The 23,880-nt window shown below is 51.7% G+C and carries 20 protein-coding genes; 11 read left to right on the forward strand and 9 right to left on the reverse strand.

Annotated elements, in window-relative coordinates; genetic code table 11:
• On the forward strand, nucleotides 1-122 hold a 122-nt coding region (locus tag JNJ77_09840; protein MBL8822876.1), incomplete at its 5' end, for a transposase.
• Between the two features lie 103 nt (nucleotides 123-225).
• Here the strand turns inward: JNJ77_09840 and JNJ77_09845 are convergent.
• Together JNJ77_09845 and JNJ77_09850 are read right to left on the reverse strand one after the other, a co-directional pair.
• Entirely contained in the window at nucleotides 226-444 is a 219-nt protein-coding gene (locus JNJ77_09845) for a hypothetical protein (protein ID MBL8822877.1), read from the reverse strand.
• A 45-nt stretch (nucleotides 445-489) separates the two neighbouring features.
• Nucleotides 490-1,665, reverse strand: coding sequence for a hypothetical protein (locus JNJ77_09850; protein MBL8822878.1), 1,176 nt, complete (start codon nucleotides 1,663-1,665; stop codon nucleotides 490-492).
• A 126-nt stretch (nucleotides 1,666-1,791) separates the two neighbouring features.
• Between JNJ77_09850 and JNJ77_09855 the strand changes: the two genes are divergently transcribed.
• Nucleotides 1,792-2,592, forward strand: coding sequence for an ABC-2 family transporter protein (locus tag JNJ77_09855; GenBank protein ID MBL8822879.1), 801 nt, complete (start codon nucleotides 1,792-1,794; stop codon nucleotides 2,590-2,592).
• Nucleotides 2,593-2,697: 105 nt separating this feature from the next.
• On the opposite strand, the gene JNJ77_09860 is transcribed toward JNJ77_09855, so the two are convergent.
• The gene (locus tag JNJ77_09860) at nucleotides 2,698-3,561 is read right to left on the reverse strand and encodes an endonuclease/exonuclease/phosphatase family protein (GenBank protein MBL8822880.1); all 864 of its coding nucleotides are present in this window, start codon (nucleotides 3,559-3,561) and stop codon (nucleotides 2,698-2,700) included.
• Nucleotides 3,562-3,710: 149 nt separating this feature from the next.
• Between JNJ77_09860 and JNJ77_09865 the strand changes: the two genes are divergently transcribed.
• From JNJ77_09865 to JNJ77_09880, 4 genes are all read left to right on the forward strand, one after another.
• Nucleotides 3,711-6,857 (forward strand): DUF1553 domain-containing protein, encoded by a 3,147-nt coding sequence (locus JNJ77_09865; protein MBL8822881.1) that lies wholly within the window; start codon nucleotides 3,711-3,713, stop codon nucleotides 6,855-6,857.
• Between the two features lie 93 nt (nucleotides 6,858-6,950).
• Nucleotides 6,951-7,733, forward strand: a complete 783-nt coding sequence (locus JNJ77_09870) for a hypothetical protein (protein ID MBL8822882.1) — start codon at nucleotides 6,951-6,953, stop codon at nucleotides 7,731-7,733.
• Nucleotides 7,734-8,131: 398 nt separating this feature from the next.
• Nucleotides 8,132-8,983, forward strand: coding sequence for a DUF4339 domain-containing protein (locus tag JNJ77_09875; GenBank protein ID MBL8822883.1), 852 nt, complete (start codon nucleotides 8,132-8,134; stop codon nucleotides 8,981-8,983).
• Nucleotides 8,984-9,156: 173 nt separating this feature from the next.
• Nucleotides 9,157-9,510 (forward strand): hypothetical protein, encoded by a 354-nt coding sequence (locus JNJ77_09880; GenBank protein ID MBL8822884.1) that lies wholly within the window; start codon nucleotides 9,157-9,159, stop codon nucleotides 9,508-9,510.
• Here JNJ77_09880 and JNJ77_09885 read toward each other — a convergent pair.
• The 3 genes from JNJ77_09885 to JNJ77_09895 all read right to left on the reverse strand — a co-directional run bounded on the left by JNJ77_09885 (nucleotide 9,465) and on the right by JNJ77_09895 (nucleotide 12,570).
• Complete coding sequence (locus JNJ77_09885; protein ID MBL8822885.1) at nucleotides 9,465-9,890, reverse strand: OsmC family protein; 426 nt, start codon at nucleotides 9,888-9,890, stop codon at nucleotides 9,465-9,467. The genes JNJ77_09880 and JNJ77_09885 overlap by 46 nt on opposite strands.
• A gap of 79 nt (nucleotides 9,891-9,969) precedes the next feature.
• Nucleotides 9,970-11,163, reverse strand: coding sequence for a hypothetical protein (locus tag JNJ77_09890; protein ID MBL8822886.1), 1,194 nt, complete (start codon nucleotides 11,161-11,163; stop codon nucleotides 9,970-9,972).
• Between the two features lie 15 nt (nucleotides 11,164-11,178).
• On the reverse strand, nucleotides 11,179-12,570 hold the full coding sequence (locus tag JNJ77_09895) for a DUF2252 domain-containing protein (GenBank protein MBL8822887.1): 1,392 nt from the start codon (nucleotides 12,568-12,570) through the stop codon (nucleotides 11,179-11,181).
• A 337-nt stretch (nucleotides 12,571-12,907) separates the two neighbouring features.
• On the opposite strand from JNJ77_09895, the gene JNJ77_09900 reads away from it, so the two are divergent.
• A complete protein-coding gene (locus tag JNJ77_09900) occupies nucleotides 12,908-15,274 on the forward strand; it encodes an arylsulfatase (protein MBL8822888.1) in 2,367 nt (788 codons plus the stop codon).
• 421 nt (nucleotides 15,275-15,695) lie between these two features.
• The gene (locus tag JNJ77_09905; protein MBL8822889.1) at nucleotides 15,696-15,923 is read left to right on the forward strand and encodes a hypothetical protein; all 228 of its coding nucleotides are present in this window, start codon (nucleotides 15,696-15,698) and stop codon (nucleotides 15,921-15,923) included.
• Nucleotides 15,924-16,335: 412 nt separating this feature from the next.
• On the opposite strand, the gene JNJ77_09910 is transcribed toward JNJ77_09905, so the two are convergent.
• Entirely contained in the window at nucleotides 16,336-16,692 is a 357-nt protein-coding gene (locus JNJ77_09910; GenBank protein MBL8822890.1) for a helix-turn-helix transcriptional regulator, read from the reverse strand.
• An 85-nt stretch (nucleotides 16,693-16,777) separates the two neighbouring features.
• On the reverse strand, nucleotides 16,778-18,310 hold the full coding sequence (locus tag JNJ77_09915) for an NB-ARC domain protein (GenBank protein ID MBL8822891.1): 1,533 nt from the start codon (nucleotides 18,308-18,310) through the stop codon (nucleotides 16,778-16,780).
• Between the two features lie 362 nt (nucleotides 18,311-18,672).
• Between JNJ77_09915 and JNJ77_09920 the strand changes: the two genes are divergently transcribed.
• The gene (locus tag JNJ77_09920; GenBank protein MBL8822892.1) at nucleotides 18,673-20,088 is read left to right on the forward strand and encodes a hypothetical protein; all 1,416 of its coding nucleotides are present in this window, start codon (nucleotides 18,673-18,675) and stop codon (nucleotides 20,086-20,088) included.
• A gap of 85 nt (nucleotides 20,089-20,173) precedes the next feature.
• Here JNJ77_09920 and JNJ77_09925 read toward each other — a convergent pair whose 3' ends face one another.
• Nucleotides 20,174-21,169: an NAD(P)H-quinone oxidoreductase gene (locus tag JNJ77_09925; protein ID MBL8822893.1), complete on the reverse strand. Its 996-nt coding sequence runs from the start codon at nucleotides 21,167-21,169 to the stop codon at nucleotides 20,174-20,176.
• 150 nt (nucleotides 21,170-21,319) lie between these two features.
• Between JNJ77_09925 and JNJ77_09930 the strand changes: the two genes are divergently transcribed.
• On the forward strand, nucleotides 21,320-21,886 hold the full coding sequence (locus JNJ77_09930) for a DUF2617 family protein (protein MBL8822894.1): 567 nt from the start codon (nucleotides 21,320-21,322) through the stop codon (nucleotides 21,884-21,886).
• A 107-nt stretch (nucleotides 21,887-21,993) separates the two neighbouring features.
• Entirely contained in the window at nucleotides 21,994-23,691 is a 1,698-nt protein-coding gene (locus JNJ77_09935; protein ID MBL8822895.1) for a zinc ribbon domain-containing protein, read from the forward strand.
• Nucleotides 23,692-23,880 lie beyond the last annotated feature (189 nt).

The raw sequence follows: 23,880 nt of genomic DNA on the forward strand, positions 1-23,880 counted from the left end.
TCGTGGAGCGGACGTTCAACTGGCTCAAACGATACCGCCGTATCGCCACCAGGTACGAAAAAACTGGACAGAACTTCTTGGGGTTCTTCCAGTTAGGCTCTGTAATGATGCTGCTCAGGTAATTTGTCAACACGCTCTAATTGAGCAAAGCAGCGTGCCAGCTTAGCAGCTAAAGACTGAACTGCATTGGCGTAAAAATCAGTGGATTCTTCCGACAACACGACTTCATACATCGTTTCTCACTTTACGCCAGTCCACACACTTGCCTTCAGCATAATCGCGTTTGGCTTTTTTCAGTCTTTCTTCGATAGTGGGGTTACTGAGAAAATGAACATAGTCTGCAAGGGAGGATAGACGCTCTGGCGAAAGCTGATCAACTGCTTTCTTGATCGCATTTCGCAAAGCCAGTGTCTTCTTGTGTTTTGCGATGTTGGTGGTCATCATTTTTCTCCAGGAACTCATTATATCATGGCAGAATTGCTGCCAACATCACTTCCCTGCGGCCTTCGCAGCTGCGTAACCCACGGCGTCGCCTCGGCGGATGCAGAGTTCAGCGAATGAAGCATAGTCGCCGCTGCGACGGGCCAACTCTGGAGCGGTGGGGCAGGCGAGTTGCCGGGGGTTGGCCTGGGCCAGGTAGCGGCCCAATGCTGCCAATGCTTCCTGATGTCGGCCTAACTGCGAAAGCAAATGCACATACACTTCAGCCGGGGCCGTTTGCTCAGCGGAGTTGTCCACATTCTCTGCTTTCATGCGGAAGTGGTTCAGTCCCTTTTCGGTATTGATGCCATTGAGGGTGCGGTAGAAGGCGAGGTAATCCTTGTAGCCTTCTTCAAACGGCGGATCGTTGGCGGGTTGCAAGCGTGGTGACAGCATGCAGCCATACTGACAGAGTTCGATAACCTTCTTGGTCGTTTCTCCCGGGGGCAGTTCCAAAGCATATTGCACCACGGAAGAAAGGTGCGAGACATCAATGTGATAGCAATCATCTGACATGATGTTGTCACGGCCTTCGAGCAGTTGGGCAATCGAGGCATCATCTGCCGGTGTTTCTTTTTCGAGTTCCTTGATATGTGCAGCCAGGCTGTTACGCAGGTCGCGATAGATGGTATCTACCAGCAGGCCTACCGCTTTATGACGCACTTCGCCACTATGAGGAAAACTCTGTCCCATGGCAGTGATAGCATTGCACAGCCCATACTTTTTCAGCATGAGTTCAAACCCACGCACCGGGTTGGCACCTTGCTGAATGGCCATTTCCAGGATGGAAGGGAAGGCTTCGTCATCTTCTTCGCGAGGTTCAAAGGTTTCCAGAGCTTTGGCAACCGGTTCCACTTCATTGATCATGCGGAAGTAAGGCCAGGCATTGAGCACATTTTTATCATCGAGAAAATGCTGGCCTACCGTTTTAGCTGCCTGTCGCACCTCGGTTTCATAGGCAGACTTTTGTTCCGCTGACAGTTCTTCGCCCGACTGGCTTAGGATGGCTGGCAAGCCAAGTTTCAGCCGGATTTGCAGCAGCATCGCTTCAAAGAGTGAGTGATAGTCGCCTTTGTTACGCAGCATTAGGCACAAGCGGTCGATGGCCTCTTTAGGTGTGCCACGTTCCAGGGTCTGGTCGATATCGATGAAGAGGGAGTTGTTCATGGTGGGTGGTTTGGTCATAAGGTGGGTGATAACAGTCTCTGTTCCCAATTGTAGGGAAGATGCAAGAATGGTAGAGCAATCTTGCAGATGAATGCAGTGTACCGATAATGATAGTTCACTGAATGAACCGATGCCTGGAATAAGATGACACGATACCTGCGTTTGTATGCAGCCTTTGCCCGGTATAGTTTCACTCGCGAACTCAGCTTTCGAGGCAACTTTCTTGCCAAGATGTCGGTTGAGTTGCTTTGGCTTGGGTTGATGCTCGTTTTTTACAAGACCATCTTTCGGCAATCATCATCGGTGGCGGGGTGGAACGAAGCGGAGTATCTGTTTTTCGTCGGTTGTTATGTCACGCTGGAAGGCTTTATTGAAACGCTCTTCTTGGAAAATTGCCTGGGACTGGCGGAACTGGTTCGTACGGGTGAACTCGATTTCTACCTGATGAAACCCATTGATGAGCAGTTCCTGATTACCTGCAAAAGCATCGATCTATCCACCATACCCAATATCTTCATGGGGCTGGTGCTGATGGGCATTTCGCTGAACGACCTGGGCTGGCCGCTGGACCCGGTACGCATCGTGTTATTTGTCATCACTTTTTTTGCAGGGCTAGCTATTGCCTACAGTTGTCTGCTGATGTTGTCAGCGACCTCATTCTGGCTGACCCGCAATTCGAGCCTGATGGAAATGTGGTGGTTGTTCACTTCGCTGATGCGTTACCCGCGCGATATCTTTCGAGAACCCTGGGCGATGCCGATCGGGTTCTTCTTCAGTTTCCTGGTTCCCGTGATGCTGGTGATTCATATGCCAGCCAGCGTGATGGTGAAGGCGATGGATCCCTGGTTTTGCGTGTATGTGATTATTGCAGCCATGGTGATGCTGTGGCTCAGTCGTGCCTATCTGCATCTGGCGATGAGCAGATATCGGAGTGCGAGCAGTTGATGATTTTCCTGGCGAACTTGGCGCTGCTTGGCACCTTGGCGGTTAATTTTTTAAACCGCCAAGTCGCCAAGAAGACGCCAAGGAAACAATGCTAAGGTGCTTTACTTACTTGACAGCGTCCCTCACTAGAATCGCTGTCACCGGAAAGTGATCCGAAGGCACTTTGCCTGCTTTGGTGGTATGGTCGATAGCTGCGTCTTTCACATGCAGATCGATTGAGCAGCCTATCCAGTCGATGCGTTCCTTATTTTTTACATCAGGCTTGAAGCCATTGAAGGTGCCTTCTTCTTTGCCTCGTAGTGGATGCTTGATTCGGAAAGTATCTATGATGCTGGCCGGTTTGCCTTGGCTGTTTGCGAAGAGTGCCTGATAGGGTTCGGTGCTTTCGCCTGTGTTGAAATCGCCAGTGACAATGATGGTGTGGCCGTTGCCCAATTCTTCCAGTTTCTGGCGAATGAGCAGGGCTGATTCCGTGCGTGCCTGCTTGCCCATGTGGTCGAAGTGGGTGTTAAGAAATAGCACGGGCTTGGCATCGTTGTGTTGTAGATCTTTCAGTTTGACCCACGTGGCAATGCGGGGCAGGGCTGCATCCCAGCCTTTGCTGCCGACTATATCGGGAGTCGGGCTGAGCCAGAAATGCCCGCCTTCGATGAGGTTGAAACGGTCGCGACGGTAAAAGAGCGCTGCCATTTCCCCCTTCAACTTGCCATCATCGCGACCAACGCCGAATGCCTCGAACTGGTTTAACTCTTTCAGAAGATAATCTCGCTGGAAGGCCAGCGTTTCCTGCGTGCCCAGCAGGTCGGGATTGAACTTCTTGATGGTTTCGCAGAGGAATTCCTTCCGTTTGTTCCAGTGATTCTCCCCATCGTTGGCTGTGCCGTAGCGAATGTTGAAGCTCATCACTTTCAGGGAGGCATCGACTTTTGGTGCAGGCAGAAAGAGTGAGCAAAGCAGCAGGCAATACATGATTAAACTCGGATGATGAAGGACAGGCAACTTCCCAATAGCCTATGGAGTCTGCTTGGCGTGCAGCAGGAAAGTTTGCTACAATAAACCTGAATAACATGCCAGATAATCCTGCCTTGGGCATCGCCCAACAACCTGTAGAGTCAGCCATGCGATTGATAGTAACCCTGGGTTGCCTTCTGTGTTCATGCATCATGGTGAATGCGGAAGAGAAATTGCAGTACAACCGTGATATCCGTCCCATTCTTGCCGAAAACTGTTTTGCCTGCCACGGCCCCGACAGCGCTGCCCGCAAGGGAAACCTGCGGCTCGATCAGCGTGAACTGGCTATCAAAAAGAAAGCCATCAAGCCGGGGGATGTCGCGGGTAGTGAAATGATCGAACGTATCATCACGGCTGATACTAGCGATTTGATGCCTCCGCCTGAATCACACAAAAAGCTGACCGATCAACAGAAAGCCATGCTGAAGAAATGGATCGAGCAGGGGGCAGAATATCAATCGCACTGGTCGCTGATTGCTCCGCAGCGTCCTGCTGTGCCCGCAGTCAGGTATCAGTCATGGATACGCAATCCCATTGATGCCTTCGTGCTGGCTGAGTTGGAGAAACAGAAGCTGAAGCCATCGCCCGAAGCAGATCGCCGAACGCTGGCCCGCCGGGTGAGTTTTGATTTGACAGGCTTGCCACCCACGCCGGAAGATGTGACTGCGTTCGTGAACGACACCAGCGCCAATGCTTACGAAAAGTATGTCGACAAACTGCTCAGTTCAGTTCACTGGGGCGAACACCGTGGCCGCTATTGGCTTGATTACAGCCGGTATGCCGATACGCATGGCATCCATTTCGATAATTATCGCGAGATGTGGTCATACCGCGACTGGGTGATCAAGGCGTTCAATAATAACATGCCTTTCGATCAATTCACCACCGAGCAACTCGCAGGCGATTTGCTTCCGAATACCACACTCGACCAGCGCATTGCCACCGGCTTCAGCCGTAACAACATCACCACCAATGAAGGCGGGGCTATCGATGAAGAGTACCTGGTGCTCTACGCCCGCGATCGCACGGAAACACTCGGGCAGGTTTATTTCGGCATGACGACAGGCTGTGCGGTCTGCCACGATCACAAGTATGACCCTTTCAGCATGAAGGATTTCTATTCCCTGTCAGCCTTCTTCAACAATACCTCGCAGCGGGCCATGGATGGTAACATCAAGGATACACCCCCGATCATCGTGGTGCCCATGGATGCTGATCGCCCGCGATGGGAAGCACTCTGCCAGGAGTTGAAGAAAATCGATGCCGATATTGCTGAACGGAAAAAGGCAGCACGGCCCAATTTTGACAAATGGCTGGCAGCAAGCAAACCAACCGACTTCTATAAAGCGATGCCGGTTAACGGGTTGCACTTTCAAACGTTGCTGGCGGAAGGCGCCGGCAACAGTATCAGTGCATTGCTGCAAGGTCAGTTACGTCATATCACTTCGGCTAAAAATCTGGCCTGGGAAGCAGGCCACCTGGCAGAAAAGGCTTTGAAATCACGAACCGATATGGAACTCGAGTTCGAAGATGCCGGTAATTTTGATACAAAGCAGCCATTTTCATTCGGTGCCTGGATCAACCCGCAGAAAACCACCGGGTACGCCGCCATTATCTCCCGCATGGATGAAGCTAACCATTACCGGGGTTGGGATTTATGGATTGAAGATGGCAAAATTGGAACTCATATCGTCAGCAAGTGGATGGATGATGCACTGAAAGTGGTGACTTCCAATGCCGTACAACCCAAAACCTGGTCGCATATTTTTGTCACTTATGATGGCACAGGCAAAGCAGAAGGAGTGAAACTCTATATCAATGGAGTGTTGCAGGAAGCCCGCCAGGTAACAGCCAACAGCCTGAAAGGCAGCATTAAAACAACAGTTCCCCTGCGTATTGGCCGACGTACCGGTGGTGCGGCATTGTCCAATCATGGCATTCAGGATATTCGCATTTATGATCGTGTGGTGAGTGCCGGCGAAATCGAGACGATCAAGCAGGCAGGCCGCACTGCCTGGATTCTTACCCGGCCTGCCGACAAACGCACTGATGCCGAAAAGAACGAAGTTTTTACCTGGTGGCTCCCGAGCAAAGATCACGCCTTCAAATCGCTGATCGAAAAACACTCAGCATTGAAACAGGAAGAAGCTGCCATCAAGGGGCGAGGTACCGTGGCCCATGTGATGCAGGAAAAGCCTGAACAGGCTATGGCCTATATCCTCAAACGAGGCGAATACGACAAGCGGAGCGAACCGGTTAAGCCAGGTACACCAGCGATGCTGCCACCCATGCCCGAAAAGTTTCCCAGGAACAGGCTCGGGTTGGCCCAATGGCTGTTGCAGGCCGATCAACCGTTGACTGCGCGTGTTACGGTGAACCGGTTCTGGCAGGAAGTTTTCGGCAACGGCCTGGTACGCACATCAGGAGACTTTGGCATCAGTGGAGAGGTGCCTTCGCATCCTGAATTACTCGACTGGCTGGCAGTGGAATTCCGCGAATCGGGCTGGGATGTGAAAAAGTTTTTCAAGATGCTGGTAATGTCGAACACCTATCGACAGTCAGCCCATATCACGCCGGAGCAACTGGAAAAAGATCCGTCCAATAAGTGGCTGAGCCGTGGCCCACGTTTCCGCATGGATGCTGAGATGGTGCGTGACAATGCCCTAGCAGTCAGCGGCTTGCTCGTTCGCAAGATCGGCGGGCCGAGCGTGAAGCCTTACCAGCCCATTGGGGTGTGGGAAGCCGTAGCGATGATTGGCAGCAACACCCGCGATTACAAGGCAGACAAAGGCGAAAACCTCTACCGTCGTAGCATGTACACGTTCTGGAAACGTGCCGCCCCGCCCGCCTCGCTCGATATCTTCAATGCTCCGAACCGCGAAACGTGCGCCGTGAAACGCGAACGCACCAACACGCCGCTGCAGGCCTTGGTCACATTGAATGATGTGCAGTTCGTGGAAGCTGCCCGCCACCTGGCAACCAATGCCATCAAAGCTGCAAAGACCAGCGATGAGCGACTGGAGTTCATCTCTCAGCGACTCCTTTCCCGCAGCTTCAAGCCAGATGAAAAGAAAGTCATCGAAGCCTCGCTGAAGGAACTCACCGAGTTCTATCAGAAGAATGAAGCCGATGCGAAGAGCCTGGTTGCCGTGGGGGAATCGAAGGTTGACGCTTCGCTATCTCCGCAGGAACTCGCCGCCTGGACGATGCTGTGCAATGAGTTGATGAACCTGGATGAGGTGTTGAATAAGTAGGGGGAGTGAATTATCGCAAGTAGACACAAGTCAGGTATCACATTCCATGTACACTGTGCCTTCGTCAGGATTATTTGAATTGAAGCGTTCGGCATGGTGATGAAGCTCAGAAAAGGCCACATATTTCTTTACTATGGTGATAACATGATTCAAAACAAAGTTGGAAAATCATTCATTTTGGTAATTCTGCTGCTATCAGCTCCCGCTTCACTGACTTGGGCCCAGATCAGCCTTGTTACAAGCCGACTTGCCTTGGGAGGTACTGACTTCATTGACTATAGTGTTCTCGGCCCTTCCGGAACGATTGTACCTAGTATTGTATCTGTGCAGTCAAACCAGGGAGCCACAGTGTTTATTTCTCAGGGTATGCAGTTCACGTTCTTGCGGCTTGACCAGGGCGATGGCTGGAATGGTAACTTCACATTTGGGGACCGGTTGTTGTATACCAACCGAACAAATGCTGATATTAGAGCGTCGATCTCGTGGAGCTTCGACCGGCCATTGACCGCGTTTGGATTGAACATCCAACCGAATTTCCTAGATTCCTTCGTCGCGCGTATTGACTTCTACAGTTCCCAAACCGTTGGTTTCATCGGTTCCGTTACGGCGGCTGGTACTTCCACAAATGCCGGTGACGGAAGCGCATTGTTCATCGGTGGCTTGAGCGGCAGTTCTGCTACCAATTTCACCTCGGTAGAGGTTCAATTGGTTGGCGTGGGATTTGGTCCGATCAGTAATTTTGCAGTTAACCAGACGGATTTTACGCGCACCGCTGTCATTCCTGAGCCGACTACCTTTGCTATGTTGGGAGTTACCATCTTTGCCGTTGTCGTTGTTCTCGTTTGGAGGCAGAGGTATCAGGAAGCAGAAAGATAACTTTGGGCTTCAAGGTATCTCGGAAAATTGACGAGGTCTCAACAGTAAGGTACTTTTCGCTAGAGCATAACTTTTAGCGGGAAAGTGCAATGGGAAAAACTGCTGTCAAATCGGAGACAATGATTCGGTTCAGCTGCATGAAGTGTCACAAGTTACTGAAAGCACCAACTCATCATGTGGGGGCAAGAACGAGTTGTCCGAAATGTGGCCTATCCCTCCAGGTTCCTGATAGTCATCCCGAACGGTCAACGTCTCAATCAGAAACTCTAGATACCGAATTCAATGAAGTTTCACCGATTTCTGAAAACCATCGTTCGTCAGTTGAATCTAATCGTGACACTGCTGTAAAGCCTCCACCGTTACCTCAAAGTACATCCAGTCCATCAGTTCCGCCTCCTTTGCCTAAGTCAGATAAAGCTGAATGGTTCTATTCCAAAGAAGGTAATCAACTTGGACCGGTTAGTGAGGGGCAGATTCAAGAACTGCTTCGAACTAATGCCATAACCAGAAATACACTGGTTTGGAAAAAAGGAATGAATGAGTGGGCCAAACTTGCGAACTGCAATGAACTTTCCATTGATTCATTTGCTCAAGTGGCTATTCAGATGGAAAACGAAGTGACGAGACAAGCAGCATGGCTATGGTCATTTGATGGAAGACCCTGGCTGATAGCCTTGGCGCCTTTGCTTGTAGTGTTCGTTGTCAACTTCCTTATCTTGAATGTTGTTGGTCTTATTCACTACCAATTGATGATTCTATTCGATGCCATTTTTGTTTATGGGTTGCTCTACTATGACCGCATGATGCTCATTAAGGAAGGGCACAGTACCAATATCCTCGATAAGTATTTGTTCTTCATCATTGTCTTAGGTCCCATTGGTTATCTGTATGCCCGATCCAGGCAATTTGGATTTCAGCAAAAGCACTGGATTGTCAGTATTGCAATTGTGACGTTGTTTGTTTTGCTCAGCAGTACAATGACAGGCTTCAACTTTGGCCACTACTCCTTTGCTTCAATAGGTTCGAGTTCGAACTACACCAGAGAACAATTCAGGCAGTTGATTGTTGGTAAATCTGTCGAAAAAGTGAAAACACTGTTAGGCAAGCCCTCTTTGACACAGGATTTGTCGCCTTTTGTTTTCTGGTATTATGAAAATATCACCTACGACCCTGTCTCAGGTAAACGTGATTTTCAAGTCCAACTATCGATAAAACACGGCATGGTTGAAAGTGTCAACTTCCTCTTCTAACTAACCCAAGCACAGAGATGAGTTTTCTGAAATTCCTGTCAGGGTGTCATGCATAATTTGGAGGTGATGCATGGCGTTCCAGCCATGGCCCCATGTCCACCCTGGAGCTTGGGGTGGGTATGGCATCCTTCACACCCAAAGAGACTTTGGAATAGGAGACAACAATTACTCAAGTGCAAGTCTCACACCGGTGGTATGCCAGGCCGGTGTTCTTTGTTGCCGACGTGAATCGGGCGCTGCATTTCTACCTCGACATGCTTGGCTTTGTGAAGCATTGGCATAGCGGTGACGGTACGGGCAAGGTGTGTCAGGTGAATCGTAGCGACTGTGAAATCATCCTTTGCAAGGATGCCAAACGTACCGACAAGGCACGATTATTTGTCGAACTGACAGCTGAGGGGCTTGCTGATTTTCGCCGTGAACTTACAGGACGTTCGGTTCCCCAGAGCCACTCATGGTGGGGCTACGATCTCATCCAGATTCACGATCCAGATGGGAATGAACTGCTGTTTCCGATTCCGGAGTGAAAAAGAGTTGCGTCGAAAGTAATATCGCTGCACAGAGTCTTCTTCACTGGGCATCGGCTGACTACGTCGTGTAACTGTTGTCGTTGCTCGCTGCTCAACTCGCCTTCCAGTGTCAGTGTGTAATTCATGATGTGGTGATCAGGATCAGTGCGATCCAGCTTCACTTCACAGATGACACTCTTGAGTGCAAGCTGATGTTTGTCAGCATACTTGCGAGCGGTGATGGTCATGCAGGTGGCGAGGGCTGCTTCCAATAGTTCATGTGGGCCAAAGCCTTCGCCTTTTCCACCTTTCTCCAGTGGTACATCAGCGAACGATGAATGGGTTCCATTCGTGAAGGGTGTCTGATACTCGATAGTCGCGGTGGTTGCACGAATCATGAAAGTGTTGCGTTTCGGTAGTGCCAATGTACTGCCATTAAACTAGCAAGTTGATGTGCGACGTAGAGGGGTAAAGCTGCTAAAACACTGCACCAGCCAGCAGGCCGAGCAGCTTGTTGAGCGGGAATACCAGCAAGAGAAGGGGCAGGCAGGGAATGCTTGTCATGATGGCTAACTGGATCATGACACGCATGCTGAAAGGGACTACTTTCATATTGCGGATATACTCAAAACTGCTGCCGAGGTCTGCCAGCGACTGGATATCAGCAGTGCCCAGCAACTTCTCATCTGCAGGTGGTTTACCGTCAATCCACTTGTCATGAAAGGCTCGGTTATATTGTGCTACGAACAGGCTGTATTTCCGGAGCCAGGCCAGGCGCGTACGAGAGAGCAGCGGCACGAAAACCAGTAAAGGCCCGAAGAAGACAGTTTGCACCAGGATCAGAACGACAACGAACTCCATTTTGAAAGACTCGATCTGGGCATCGTGAAAAACGATGAGGGAAGCGACCTCGGCACTGAGGACACAGCTGAGTGCAAACGCCAGTATTCCAAACGCATTATGAGCTGATCCGAGAAATCCCAGACCACCAGCCTGATCGGCATGCGTAGCGACAAGGTTGAGGTTCATCCGGGAAACTGTCCAGAGAAAACGTGTCCAGATGATGAGCCGCCACAGCCAGCGGTAAAGGAAGAACTGGATAATGGGTATGGCAACGATATGGTACCACAAGCCGGTGAGAGATTTGCCAAAGAAGAGGCTGTCATGCCTGTTGACCGAACGCCAACTGGCAATGTCGCTGCCATGAAACGTCTCCGCAGTCAGAAACCATGCGCCCAACACCGCCAGGCCGATGATGACAGCTTCCGCCCACTTGGATTCACGCCATCTGACAACATTGGCGATGGCCTGATCGAAGGCAGGGTAGTCTTCCGGCCGTACATAGCCTCCTTGAATGAACTGTAAACCTGCAGACCGTAGCCTTGGGCCAATGACAATTTCTGCAACGATCAACAGGGGAATGGCCAGGAAGAATCGGGTGAAGGTGCCAAAATCAAGCAGGAGAGAATGCCTGGGATCTGATCCGAGAGCTCGCCCCTCGAGCAATGCAAACATCAGTAGTGGAACCCAGGTGATGACGAGGAACGCGAGAATACGCGGACGGATGGATTTACCGATGTGCCAGTGCTGTACCAGTTGATGGGTGAACCGATACGTCGGTCCGCCACTCTCAAAGTAAAGCTCTGCATCATTCTTCAGGGCAGGGTTCATGATTGATGTTCCGAGCTAATCCTGTTCTTCGATGAAGACTTCGAGTTTTCCATCGCGAACGGCTTGGGTCAGAACTTGATAATCCTGTTCGCACTGATCGGCGTAAGCAATGGAAAAATCAGCGATGGCTCGATCGAACTTATCGCTTTCTCCGAGGTAGCCAGTGATGATGGCAGGTTGGCCGGAGCGTGCATGAGCATGGGCCAGGGTCCTCCCACACAGCCCTGCGTACTGGTTCATGACACTGGCAGTAAACAACTCGACAAGTGGCTTGATCTTCATGTCTTTCATCTGACGGACATAGAAATGTCGTTCAGCCTGACCTTCTGTCCAGCCAAGGAAAATATCACTCGCTGATTGCATCATCCTGCAACCATGAACGATACGTTGACCTTGATTCGCATGCAGACTCTTGCCTGCATAGGCTTCGAGGACGGAGGGACGTGCATGTTTGAATTGAAGGAAGAGTGGGTCATGCTCACTGGCCATCAGGAGCATGATGCCGCAGAAGGTCCCAACACTACCCACGCCAACTACTTTGTAGGCACAATCCATGACTTTGAACCGGTCGAGCAGTAGTTGCTTGTCTTCCTGAAGGGAAGCCCGGTAGCCAGCAAATGATTGCTGGAATTGACGTTGAATATCCTCAAGCCCCTTTTCCTGTTGATGAAAGATGAGTGGTGGGTTTTCCTTGATGACAGGATGAAGACCACCCGAGAGTGCAAGCTCCGGATACTCATGCTCCAGGACACTGCGTTCCCGGGCCTTGGCTAATCGCTTCTGCACTCGTTTGCGTGTTTGCTCATCTTCGATCTGCGTCATGATGTCCTTGACATCAATACTGTCGTACCAGATATCCATTACGGTCATTACGCTGTATTCCGCCATCCGTTTGCGATAGGATCGAACACAGCTTTGAACGGCATCTCTGGCGTTATTATCACTGAGACTGTTATCACGGCAGGCCAGGACGAAACTGGCAGCAAGTCGTTTGACATCCCATTCCCAGGGGGCAGGCAGGGTTTCATCCAGGTCGTTGATATCAAAGATGATGCGGCGTTCCGGGGTGGCGTACGAACCGAAGTTCATCAAATGGCAGTCGCCACAGACCTGTACCCGTATACCAGTGGCGGGCAGGGTAGCCAGGTCTGCCGCCATATTAAGGGCAGCACCACGGTAGAACGTAAAGGGCGACTTCAGCATACGACCGTGCCGGACGGGGAGGAGTTGGGCCATCCGTCCCTTGTTTGATTCCAGCATCATACTCAGTGGATCGGCACGATTTACGGTAGCTTGCCAGTCTGCGTGTGAGTGGCGTGGAAACTTGTCGCGCAGGCTCTTCCCCATCGCATAGAGCTCATCCAGCGTAGGGTGTGCTTTCAGGGAAGGGCTCGTTTCGAGGCCCATTTCTTTGCTGGTGGCTTTGTGTCTTTTGCCCATAGAAGTAACAGCGAGTTAGAGAGTACCTGCCCTGTTAGGCAGTTGTTTCAGACGAGGCTATCCACATTATGCCGTAATGCAAAAAACTGTGAAAGCATGTCAAGTACATTCGTGATGAATCAGACAAAACAATGCTGTTACAATCGGCTTCTCTTCCAAAGGTTCACAACTTGGGAAATTCCGTCATTAGTGCGTATGCATTGTTATTACTTGCAAATTGAAGTCACACCGGTACAGTTGCCAGTGGCCAACTGTTTACGCTGTCACCAATATTCTCGTTTAATCACCTTTTTGGAGCTGCATCATGCGTGGTCGATATTTCCTTCCTGCGACGATTGTCGCGGTGGGTACCCTTCTCGGCTGGCTAGCTGCCACTCAGCAGTGGACGTCGCTCTTCGCCCAGGATGGAAAAGCTCAGGCAGGCACCCAGTTGCCTCAACCCGATCCCCTTTTCAAAGGCAAGATTGGCGAGACCTACAAGGACTCTACCCCCAACTTCCCGATGCCCCTCAAGGCTGCCAAGGATAGCCCGAATGTCCTGCTCATCATGCTCGACGACGTGGGTTTCGGCATGTGCTCTACCTTTGGTGGCCCGGTACCTACCCCGCATATGGACAAGTTGGCCAACAACGGTTTGAAGTACAATCGCTTTCATACCACCGCACTCTGTAGCCCAACCCGCGGCGCTATACTTGCTGGTCGCAATCATCACACCATCGCCACCGGCGTCATCATCGAAATGGGCACAGGCTACCCAGGCTACACTGGCATCATCCCCAAGAGTACCGCTCTCGTCTCGCAGATGCTTCGCGACAATGGCTACGCCACCGGCATGTTCGGCAAATGGCACAACACCCCAGAGCCTGACATCAGCCCTGCTGGCCCCTTCGACCGCTGGCCTACCGGGCTCGGCTTCGACTACTTCTACGGCTTCAACCAGGGTGAAACGCACCAGTACTTTCCCACCATTTATCGGAACACTACCTGGGTACCACAGCCCAGGACACCCGAGCAAGGCTACCACTTCACCGCAGATATGACCGATGAAGCCATCGCCTGGACTCGCAACATCCGGGCTGCTGATCCTGAGAAGCCCTGGTTCAACTACTTCAGCACTTCGGGCGTTCACGCTCCACACCATGCTCCGAAAGAATGGCGGGAGAAGTATGTTGGCAAGTTCGATCATGGCTGGGATAAGCAGCGAGAACTGACGCTGGCGAAACAACAGGAAATGGGCATCGTCCCCGCTGGCACCAAGCTGACACCTCGGCCCAAGGAAATACCAGCCTGGGATACCCAGTCTGCTGATGCCAGGAAGGTCTACTGTCGGCTGATGGAAAACTATGCAGCCTACATGGCATACACCGATTTTGAAGTAGGTCGATTGATCGAGAGCCTGCGAAACTCTAGCGAGTTGGATAACACGCTGGTCATGTATGTCGTAGGTGACAACGGCGCCAGTGCTGAGGGTGGTTTGGAAGGCACCTTCAGCGAGATCGCCAGCCTGATTGGTATTCAACTGGGTTTGGAAAGCACTATCAAACGGATGGATGAAATCGGTGGCCCTTCCAGTGAGCCCCACGTTCCCGTCGGATGGGCTTGGTCAATGTGTGCCCCGTTCCAGTGGACCAAGCAGGTCGCCAGCCACTTTGGTGGCACCCGCAACCCGATGGTGGTTCACTGGCCCAAGGGCATCAAGGCCAAGGGTGAGATTCGCAACCAGTTCCATCACTGCATCGATGTGGTACCTACGATTCTGGAAGCGTGCAAGATTCCTGAGCCCAAGGTGGTCAATGGCATCCCGCAGAAGCCGATTGAAGGCATCTCCATGGTTTACTCGTTTGATGATGCCAATGCCAAGGACCGCCGCACGACCCAGTACTTTGAACTAGCCACCAACCGGGCCATCTACCACGATGGTTGGGTAGCCTGCAGCAAATATGGTCTGCCTTGGGTAACGATGGGCCGAGGAGATGGGTTTCTCCAGGCACCATGGGAACTCTACAACGTCAATGAAGACTTCAGTCAAGCGGACAACCTTGTTGACAAGAACCCGGAGAAGCTGAAGGAGTTGCAAGCCAAGTTTGTGGAAGAAGCGACGAAGTACGGTGTCTTCCCGCTCGATCCCCGATTCTCGGAACGCATGGATCCGAGCTTGCGGATGTCCGGGACACCGAAAACCCAATGGATCTACTACGGCAACAACGTTTGGCTGCCTGAACCGATTGGCCCACAGACTTTCCCTCGTCCCCACACCGTTACTGCTGAGCTTAACATCCCCAAGGGTGGCGCTGACGGTGTGATCACTTGTGCCGGTGCTTTCTCCGCAGGCTGGTCGCTCTATGTGAAAGGTGGCAAGCCGGTCTTCCACTATACCTTCTTTGAAATTGCTGACGTGACCATTCCGTGCACCGAAGCACTTCCCGAAGGAAAGGTAACACTGAAGACCGAGTTCATCCCCGATGGTAAACCAGAAGGCAGTGGTACCCTCAAGTTTTACATCAATGGCAAAGCGGCTGGTGAAGGGAAGATCATTCGCTCCTCTTTCCGACACGGTCTCGAACCCTTTGAAGTCGGTCGCGATTCGATTACTCCAGTCTCCCCCGACTACAAAACACCGTCACCCTTCACCGGGACGATCGACAAGATTACTTTTGAGTTGATCAAATAACATCGTGGATTAACGAGAGGCCGGTGATCTGCACCGGCCTTTTGCTTCAGCACATGCTTCTGAGACTTTCACCATGAATTCGCAACGTCTGTTGCTGGCAAGGAAGTCGCTAAGGGGCGCATCGAACGGACGATTCCCATCCGTATTGCCCTGGATGAGACGCTTGATATCGGTGAAGACTGCGGCACACCGGTCAATCTCACTTACGATGTGTCCTTCAAGGTCACGGGCAAGATCGAGAAGGTTACGATTGATCTAGGCAAGTAAAGCGAACTATAATCATGAACCTGCACGATACATTGCTATCGTGCGTAAACGCCAGCACGTTTCGTTGATGTTTCCGATATTGGTACGTTCCCGAAACACATTCAACTGGATTTTCTTTTGCGTGTTACGTTAGAATAAACTCACGAGGAAATGCATGCTCAGCAAAGAAACCATTGAATGGTATCGCCAGATGACGCCGAGCGAACGGCTTCGTCTGACGTTGATCGCCATTCGCCAGAATAAGAAGTACCTCTACCGGGGCACGCCGGAAGAGATAGTCAGGCGGTTCGAGGTGATGAGTCGTAAAAAACGGGAAAGCAACGATGCATTGATGAAAGGGCTGATGGAAGCTGAGGCCAGAAGACATGAATTTGGATATTGAACAGATGCTGATGATTTTGTTATAAGATACCGTTCCTGGATAATAATTTGCCAGTCAGACACAGTATCAAAAAAGTGCAGATTATTAAATGCAGTGTTAAACCTCGAGATCCCAATAGAAATCGCATAGAGATGCCGTTAAACTCAAGATTCTTCCTGTATGCGTAATGTGTGAGATTCTTTGAAAAAATGATACAGAGTAAAAGAATAACAATACCTGCTATATCTATGACGTTCTGCATTGCCAGGGACTCGGGGATTTGCAGGAAGTTACCGTGTTGCACTGTCGCATAATCCTGTCTCCGCGATCTGCATTGCTCTGAGTACAGAGCAGTGCCACACAGCTTGCCATTTCGGGTTAGGTGGCCCTGCTTCACGTACTCGTTAAGCAGAGCTCTGGCCGAATTGTCCAACTACACCAAGTGCAGTTCCGTAGGCAATGACCTTCCGGCATGGTTGTGCCGGTCATCAAACTGGTCGATCCGCACCGCGCCCTTGGGGAACCGGGCGATCACGTCCAGTTCGCCACCCAGAGCTGAGACGATCTTCCTCAGCGTGGAAATCTGCATGTCGGACTGGCTTTCCAGCTTGGAAAGGCTTGGTTGCTTGATACCCAGGGCGGCTGCAACCTCCCGCTGGCTCTTGCCGGCCAGTTTCCTGACCTCGCCAAGAAGTAGTTCGCCGAGTAGTTCCCGTGTGCGTAACGCTGCCCGCATGCGTACTCGCTTGCTTGTCATCCGTTTCACTAATCCGTCATAAGACTTGGACATGTCCAAACTTCAAGGTTGTTGCAACTTGCCACATTCTGAAATAATAGCCTTATGGCTATGTTTTGGCAATAGCTTTAAGGCTATATCACTTCGCCAGCGTCTTCAACAACGTTCCATTCTGGCCATTGTAAATGCGTACGATGCCTTCTTCGCCGCCGGCGGCTACCAGGCTGCCATCGGCACTGGCGGCAACGGCTTGCAGAAAATCGTTGGCTCCGGCATAGTTGCGCACATTGCCGCCGTTGTCGATGTTCCATTGCCGCAGGCCCGCATCGCCACAGGCGCTGATGACCATCGGTGCGGTTTTCAGAACCGAAAGTCGGCTGATCTGCTTGGCATGTCCGCCGATGGTGCGAATCTGTTCGCCTTTGCCAAAGTCCCAGACCTTGAGCACGTTATCTGCACCGGCTGAAACGAGAACGTTGCCATCAGCACGCCAGGCGACATCGAGCACATGATGCGTGTGGCCTTCAAAACTGCGGAGTTGCTTGCCTGGCGAAACCAATGACAGATCAATCGACTTCAGATAGTGCAGAGTTTCAAAGTCAGCACTGGCAGCAGCGGCGGGTGATGTCCAGGGGGTGAGCATGGAGGCAACTGCAGCGGTGGCATGGGCTACCGATTCAGGACGTAGCACTGGTTGCACTGCCCAGACTTTGACGAACTTGTCGGCACCTGCACTCGCCAGCATCTTACCATCCGGACTATAACGGATGCCAAAGACGGTATCGCTGTGCGGCGTGGTCAGCGTGAGTGCTAGTGTGCCTTTCTGCAGATCGAAAATAATCACTTCGCCATCAGCAGTGGGTGCGCCGCCTGCGGTTGCAAGATACTTGCCGTCGGGGGAAAGATCGAGTGCAACCACGCGATCTGAAAAGCCTGTCAGCTTGCGAAGAACGGCACCTGTTTTGGTGTTCCACTCGACGACTTCCTTGTAGCCACCACTGTAGAGCTTTTCGCCATCGGCGCTGAACACCAATGCCTGTACCAAGTCCATTTGCGATTGTTTCACTGGCTGGTTCTTTTCATCTTTGAGTGCAGGGTCGATCAACTGTTTGAGAATGTCGCCTTTATCAACGTTGTAAAGCGTAATAGATGGGCCACGGCCAACCGCGAGAGTTTTCTTATCTGAAGTGAGTGCCATCGCAACGACGGGTTTAACGCGCTCTGCCATCTTCAGGAGTTTGATGCTTGCGGCTGGTTTTGTTGAAATTGCACCACTGCCCTTGGCCCCTTGCTGAATCCAGGCTTTAAGCAAAGCCAGTTCCTGAGGTGTCAGTGGCTCTTCATCGACTGGCGGCATGACCGGTTTCTGGGTGTGGCCTGAGAGCTTGATCAGCATGCTTTCTTCAGGTTTACCTGCGATGAAAACCGGGCCGTTCTTGCCACCCTTCTGCATGGCTTCGTAACTGCTGAGGTCGAGCCGGCCTTTCTTGTTGGCACCGCTGTGGCAGGTGGTGCATTTGTTGTCGAGAATCGGCTCGACATGTGTAGCGTAATCGATAGCTCCACCCTGGTAAGAGACAACTGCAATCGGTTTGAGTTTGACATCCTGTTTGTCTTGTGCCTGAATGAGTGAACAGGATATGCAAAGAAGGAACAGCACAAGCCAGCGCATGAGCAACACTCCAACGGCGGGGAAAGCAGGCAGAAAACCGGCAGTAAAACTGGCAGATAACTTTAATATATCAGCATTTTCCGCAAGTGATAGTGCCAGTCGCAACAAGTGCCATTTGAACTTGAATCAATCTGATGGAAACAAACGGTTTCTCTGGAAGTTTAGGCAAAACATTCGGATCGTAACGATGATTCCGACTTGGGGAGGTAAGGAAAGCTTGCGCTTTCTATCAATCACTCCACCTTTTCCTGTCAGCTAGACGATATGGATTGCGAGGCTCTTGACATCTGTACGGTCAAGTAGCGCTGCTGCGCAACCGTTCGACGTTGGTTGCTTTGCAGGGAAAAAAGAGGGGTTTCACCATGTCATCACGCTGGTTACACCTGGGCTTGCTGGTGGTTGTTGTCATACCTGGACAATGGGTCCTGGCACAATCGCCTCGAAGTGATCGCGACAGCGGTTTGCTTCCGCCGGTGGTGCAGGTGGTGGCACGTGAGCCAATGGACGAAGTAGAAGTCGTGGTGGAACTCATCAAGGAGATGCCCCGTACGCGCGAAGAGCAGAAGCCCAAACAGGAACTGCCTGAGAACTTCAAGGTCATCAAGGTGAAACGCGATAAGACTGATGAGCCAACCAGCATTGTCAGTCACGAGACCACCAAAACGGAAGTCAGCAAGACAGTCGAAAAGAAACCCGTCGTAACCAAAGTGCCCGTGGAAGCCAAGTCCAAGGAAGAACCGCTGCATTTTGTTCCTATCGAGAAGCAGAAAGCGGTCAATACTACACCCACAGTTGCGATGGAACCGCAGCCCCGCCTGGTCAAGGTGCCAGTGAGGGAACATGCAAGCTATGAAATGACTCTGCCAGATCTGGCGGTTCCCGAACCCTGGTCGCCACAGGTGGCATTGCAGAACGGTGAGATTTGTACATCGTGCGTTCCGACCCTGGCAGATTCGAATATCGGTTGGATTGATTCAGCTATACCTGGAACTAATGTGCGTTTGCGATTTGATGGACGCTGGCGCAATCGCTATCCCGATCGTGCTGAATTCTTCACCGCCCGCAGTAAGCAGTATTTCGATGGCACTAACATTGATGGCCGTGGCTTTGAAGTGCCCGAAAGCAACATTGATATGATTGAAGCTGTGCCATATGTGGAATGGGCATTCAGCCAACGGGCGAGCGTATTCTTTGAAATGCCACTCCGCTACATGGATCCGCAGGAAAACCCCGCTGCATTCGGTGGTGGCGACTTCAACTTCGGTTTCAAGTTCGCATACTTCTTCATGCCTGAACAAGTACAGACGTTCCAGTTGCGATTGATCATGCCCACTGGCGCCGAAGGCCGGGGATTAGGAACGGGACATGCCGTGATTGAACCGAGCTTCCTGATGTGGCAACGACTGAGCGAGAAGTTTGTTCTGGAATCAGAATTCCGCAACTGGATTCCCGTGGGTGGCACCAATTACTCAGGCTACACGCTGCGATATGCTTTGGGGTTGAGCTACGACTGGTACCAGGGTGACAACTGGTCGATCAAGCCAGTGACCGAGTTGATCGGTTGGTCCGTGCTACGAGGTTATCAGTCCGACTTCATTGACAGTCTGCCGACCTTCCAGACAACGGGATCAGCACAGGGAACCATCATCGAATGGGCCTGGGGTGTGCGTGGGACAGCATATGCTAACTGTGACTGGTACTTGGGCTACTCTTTCAACGTGACCGACAAGAGCTGGTTCGAAGACAATATCCGGCTTGAGATGCGCTGGAGATTTTAGTCAATACTCAGTTAATAGGGGTGGTGGCACCGACATTCTTGTCGGTGCGCACAGACAGGAATGTCTGTGCCACACGATACAGTGATCAGGTAACTTTCAAAATCACCTTACCTACATGGCTGCCTGATTCGAGTCGGGCATGAGCTTGCGAAGCCTGGTCCAGCGGGTAACAGGTATCGATTACCGGTCGTATTTTTCCTGCCTTCACCCACGGCCAGACGTGTTGCCTGACCTGTTCCACCAGGCGGGATTTCTCTGCAATGGATCGAGGCCGTAGCAGTGAGCCGGTAATTGTTAATTGCTTCCGCATCATCATGCCGATGTCGAGTTCTCCATTGGCTCCGCCGCGGGTTGCAATCGTGACCAGTCTTCCCTGATAAGTGAGTGCGGCAAGGTTGCGTGATAGATAGCTGCCACCGACAATGTCGAGAATGACGTTCACACCCTTGTTAGTGGTGAACTCCATCAGTTTTTCCACGAAGTCTTCTGTCTGGTAATTGATGACGTGCGATGCTCCCAATGACAGACACATACCACGCTTGTCATTTTTTCCTACGGTGCAATATACGGTGCAGCCATGCGTTTTCGCCATCTGGATTGCCGTGGTGCCGATGCCGCTGGCTCCGCCGTGAATGAGGATTGATTCGCCGAGCTGCAGTCTGGCCAGTTCAAAAACATTGCTCCAGACCGTGCAGCAAGTTTCAGGGAGGGCTGCAGCCTGTTCGGGTGTTGCAGGCTGCATGGCTATCTCAGGCCAAGGTAAACACTGTCCCACGGGCACAGCTACATACTCAGCGTAGCCACCGCCACTTAATAACGCCGCTACCTTGTCGCCTCGTTTCCAGGATGTGACATCACCCGCAATAGCTTCAATGATGCCTGCCACTTCAAGCCCCGGTATTTCTGCCGAGACACCAGGAGGCACAGGATATTTGCCTTTGCGTTGCAGCAGATCGGCCCCGTTGACTCCGGCAGCCTGCACCTTAATCAGCACTTCACCCGGTTGGAGTTCAGGCACCGGTCGTGGTTCGATCTTCAGCACATGTACATCACCCGGTTGAGTGATGATACAGGCTTTCATGGTAGTTGGGGGCATGATGCGGATTTCTGTCAAGAGGAGGACAATAATATTCTATCATTGCTCTTGCGAGAGTAATGGGTGTTTGGTACGCCAACGCCCGCATGGCAGAAGACGGTTTCATCCTGCTGCGTGCACAACTATAATGACGACATGCAAACGAAGCGTCCGTTAGTGAAAGAACTGGTGTTTCAGGCATACACCCGGCCACTGCATCCGGAGTTGTTTGAAATTCGTGCGCGCGAACGGGTACAGAAACTGGGCCACGATGTGACAGCACAGTTGACTGCAACGGGTCATGTGGTGATCTGGAAATCACAAGGCCGTTACCTGACGGAAGTGTTGACCGCTTCAGATATTTTACTTCCAGCCCGTCGCTTACTTGAATATCGCGTGCTCTCTGGTTACGGGCCTGTCTACATGGAAGTGCCAGCGCGAGGCAACCAGCCTGGCTATCATTATCATGCCTGCTTTCAAAGCGAGGAGTTAGCCTGGCCCGATTTCTGCCGTGCTCACGATGAGATTGAATCGGATGCAAGAAAGCGTGGCATGCTGGTGCGCTTGCCGGTGAAACGTGAACGATCCTATCCGCCGTTGGGATTCCTGGTTTTAGAAGGGCACCCAGAGTGCCTGCTTATCCATGCTTTCCACACTTTTCCAGATGAACGAAAAATCGTGAAATCACAATCGTTGATAGAATTCCAGAAGTCTGGTGAGTAAATGGTGAAGCAACCATGAGTCTGTTCGATTATTTGATTCCCACCCCTTGACAGAGTCTGTTAGAATATTGACACTGAAATCTTTAGGTCTACTGTCAGGAACGGTGCATGGTTCCCCTGTTTTGTCCGCGCTGTCAGCGGGCGAATCCTCCGGAAGCGTTGTTCTGCCATTTCGATGGCACGGGGCTTCGCACCGGAACCGATAGCAAGCAGGCAACGAACACTGCACTGGGCCGTGAGTTTGTTTTCCCATCTGGAAGACGTTGCCGATCATTCGATGAATTGATCAGTGCCTGTTCACTGGAATGGCCAGCTGCCCGCAGCATGTTACAGCAGGGTGGAATGCGACAATTTCTGGCCAGCATTGGTCGCATGGATCTGGCACAGCAGGCCGATAAGGCTGCAGCCCATATCGATCCTGATCTGGGGCTTGATCAGTTGCTTGCCGCTTTTCCCTCTAAGGACGTTATTCAGCCCAAGCTCGATATTTCTCCTCGCCGACTGCATCTGGGGACAGTGCGTGCAGGCGATTCGCGAGACATTCAGTTACAGGTGCTTAATCGAGGCGCAAGATTGCTGCACGGCATGCTGGAAGTGCGTGGCGAAGGATGGCTTCGTGCCGGTTCGGATGGTGGCGGCCCTCCGAATGGCAAAGTGCCCATCAAAACCGGGCAACAGCAGAACTGTCCACTGCATATTGAAACTCGCGGGTTGCCAGCCGGGCAGCAATATGCAGCAACCCTTGCAGTCATGACCAATGGTGGCACTGCAGAAATCCCCGTGACGTTTGATCTGGCATCAATTCCCTTTTCACAGGGAATACTGGCTGGTTGCGATTCACCAAAAGACCTGGCATCACGCATGAAGGATGCACCCAAGCAGGTTGCCCTCCTCTTGGAAAAAGGCGATGTCGAACGCTGGTTTACCCAGAATGGCTGGCGTTATCCGGTACAGGGGCCGCCTGCACAGGGTGTTGCAGCAGTTCAACAGTTTTTCGAAGGCATGGGGCTATCCAAACCACCGGTTCTGAAACTGAATACGGATCATCTTGCACTGGAAGCCAGGTCTGGAGCTGTGGTGCAGGCACAGATCAAGCTGGAAACTTCTGCCAAGAAATGGGTCTATGCCTTTGCTGAATCGAACGTCTCCTGGATACAGATTCTCACGCCCCTGACCTGTGGCGGACAATCATCAATACTGGATATCGTGGTTCAAACCCGCGGGCTGGCTCCGGCAACTACGCACACCGGTACTGTCAATATCGTGGGCAATGGCGGACAACGTCTGCAGGTGAAAGTGACCGTAGCTATCACAGCAGCGCTGCCGGTGATGCAGAGATTTTTGCAGCCGGTCGTGGCCGGTTTTCTGGCTGGGATGATCGCCAGGCTGTTCTGCATCCTTCCCGATATGGCAGCACGGTATGGGACATCGCTGCCCGTAAGCAGCTATGTTCAACGATTCACGCTTCTAACTTTCTGGATTGTCATTCTGATTTTCTGGTACGGTATCCGTCAGCAAGGGAAACTGCGTGATTATGTGTCTGCTGCCATCACGGGTGGTTTTGCAGGATTGATCGGCATGAGCACCTTGGCCCAGATGATGCTATTTCTGGATGAGTTAGCCTCATGGGGTGATTGGCCTGGTTCAGCGGTATTATCGTGGAGCCTGCTGGGTGCCGGTGTCGGGCTACTGATTTCATTGTGCGGACAGCGTGGCAGAGCCATGATGACCGCAGTCAGTGAGTCTCTGGGCAAACTGGCGGGATGGATCCGCTGGAAACCATTAGCTCATTTTTTGGGAGCTTAGGAGACTGTTGAATAGCCGTGGCAGGGTTATTCGGTATTCCGAATGACCCTGCTGGATTTGCAAAAAACCGGCAGTTTGCAGGGTCATACATGAGTACATGTATAACCTTGCCACATCTGTCGGCTTTTCATCAAACGACATGCACTTTTTTTTAAGCAAGATCAGCAGTGATAGAGCGAATAACGAAAC

This window comes from Planctomycetia bacterium (genome assembly GCA_016795155.1).
Taxonomy (GTDB): Bacteria; Planctomycetota; Planctomycetia; order Gemmatales; family HRBIN36; genus JAEUIE01.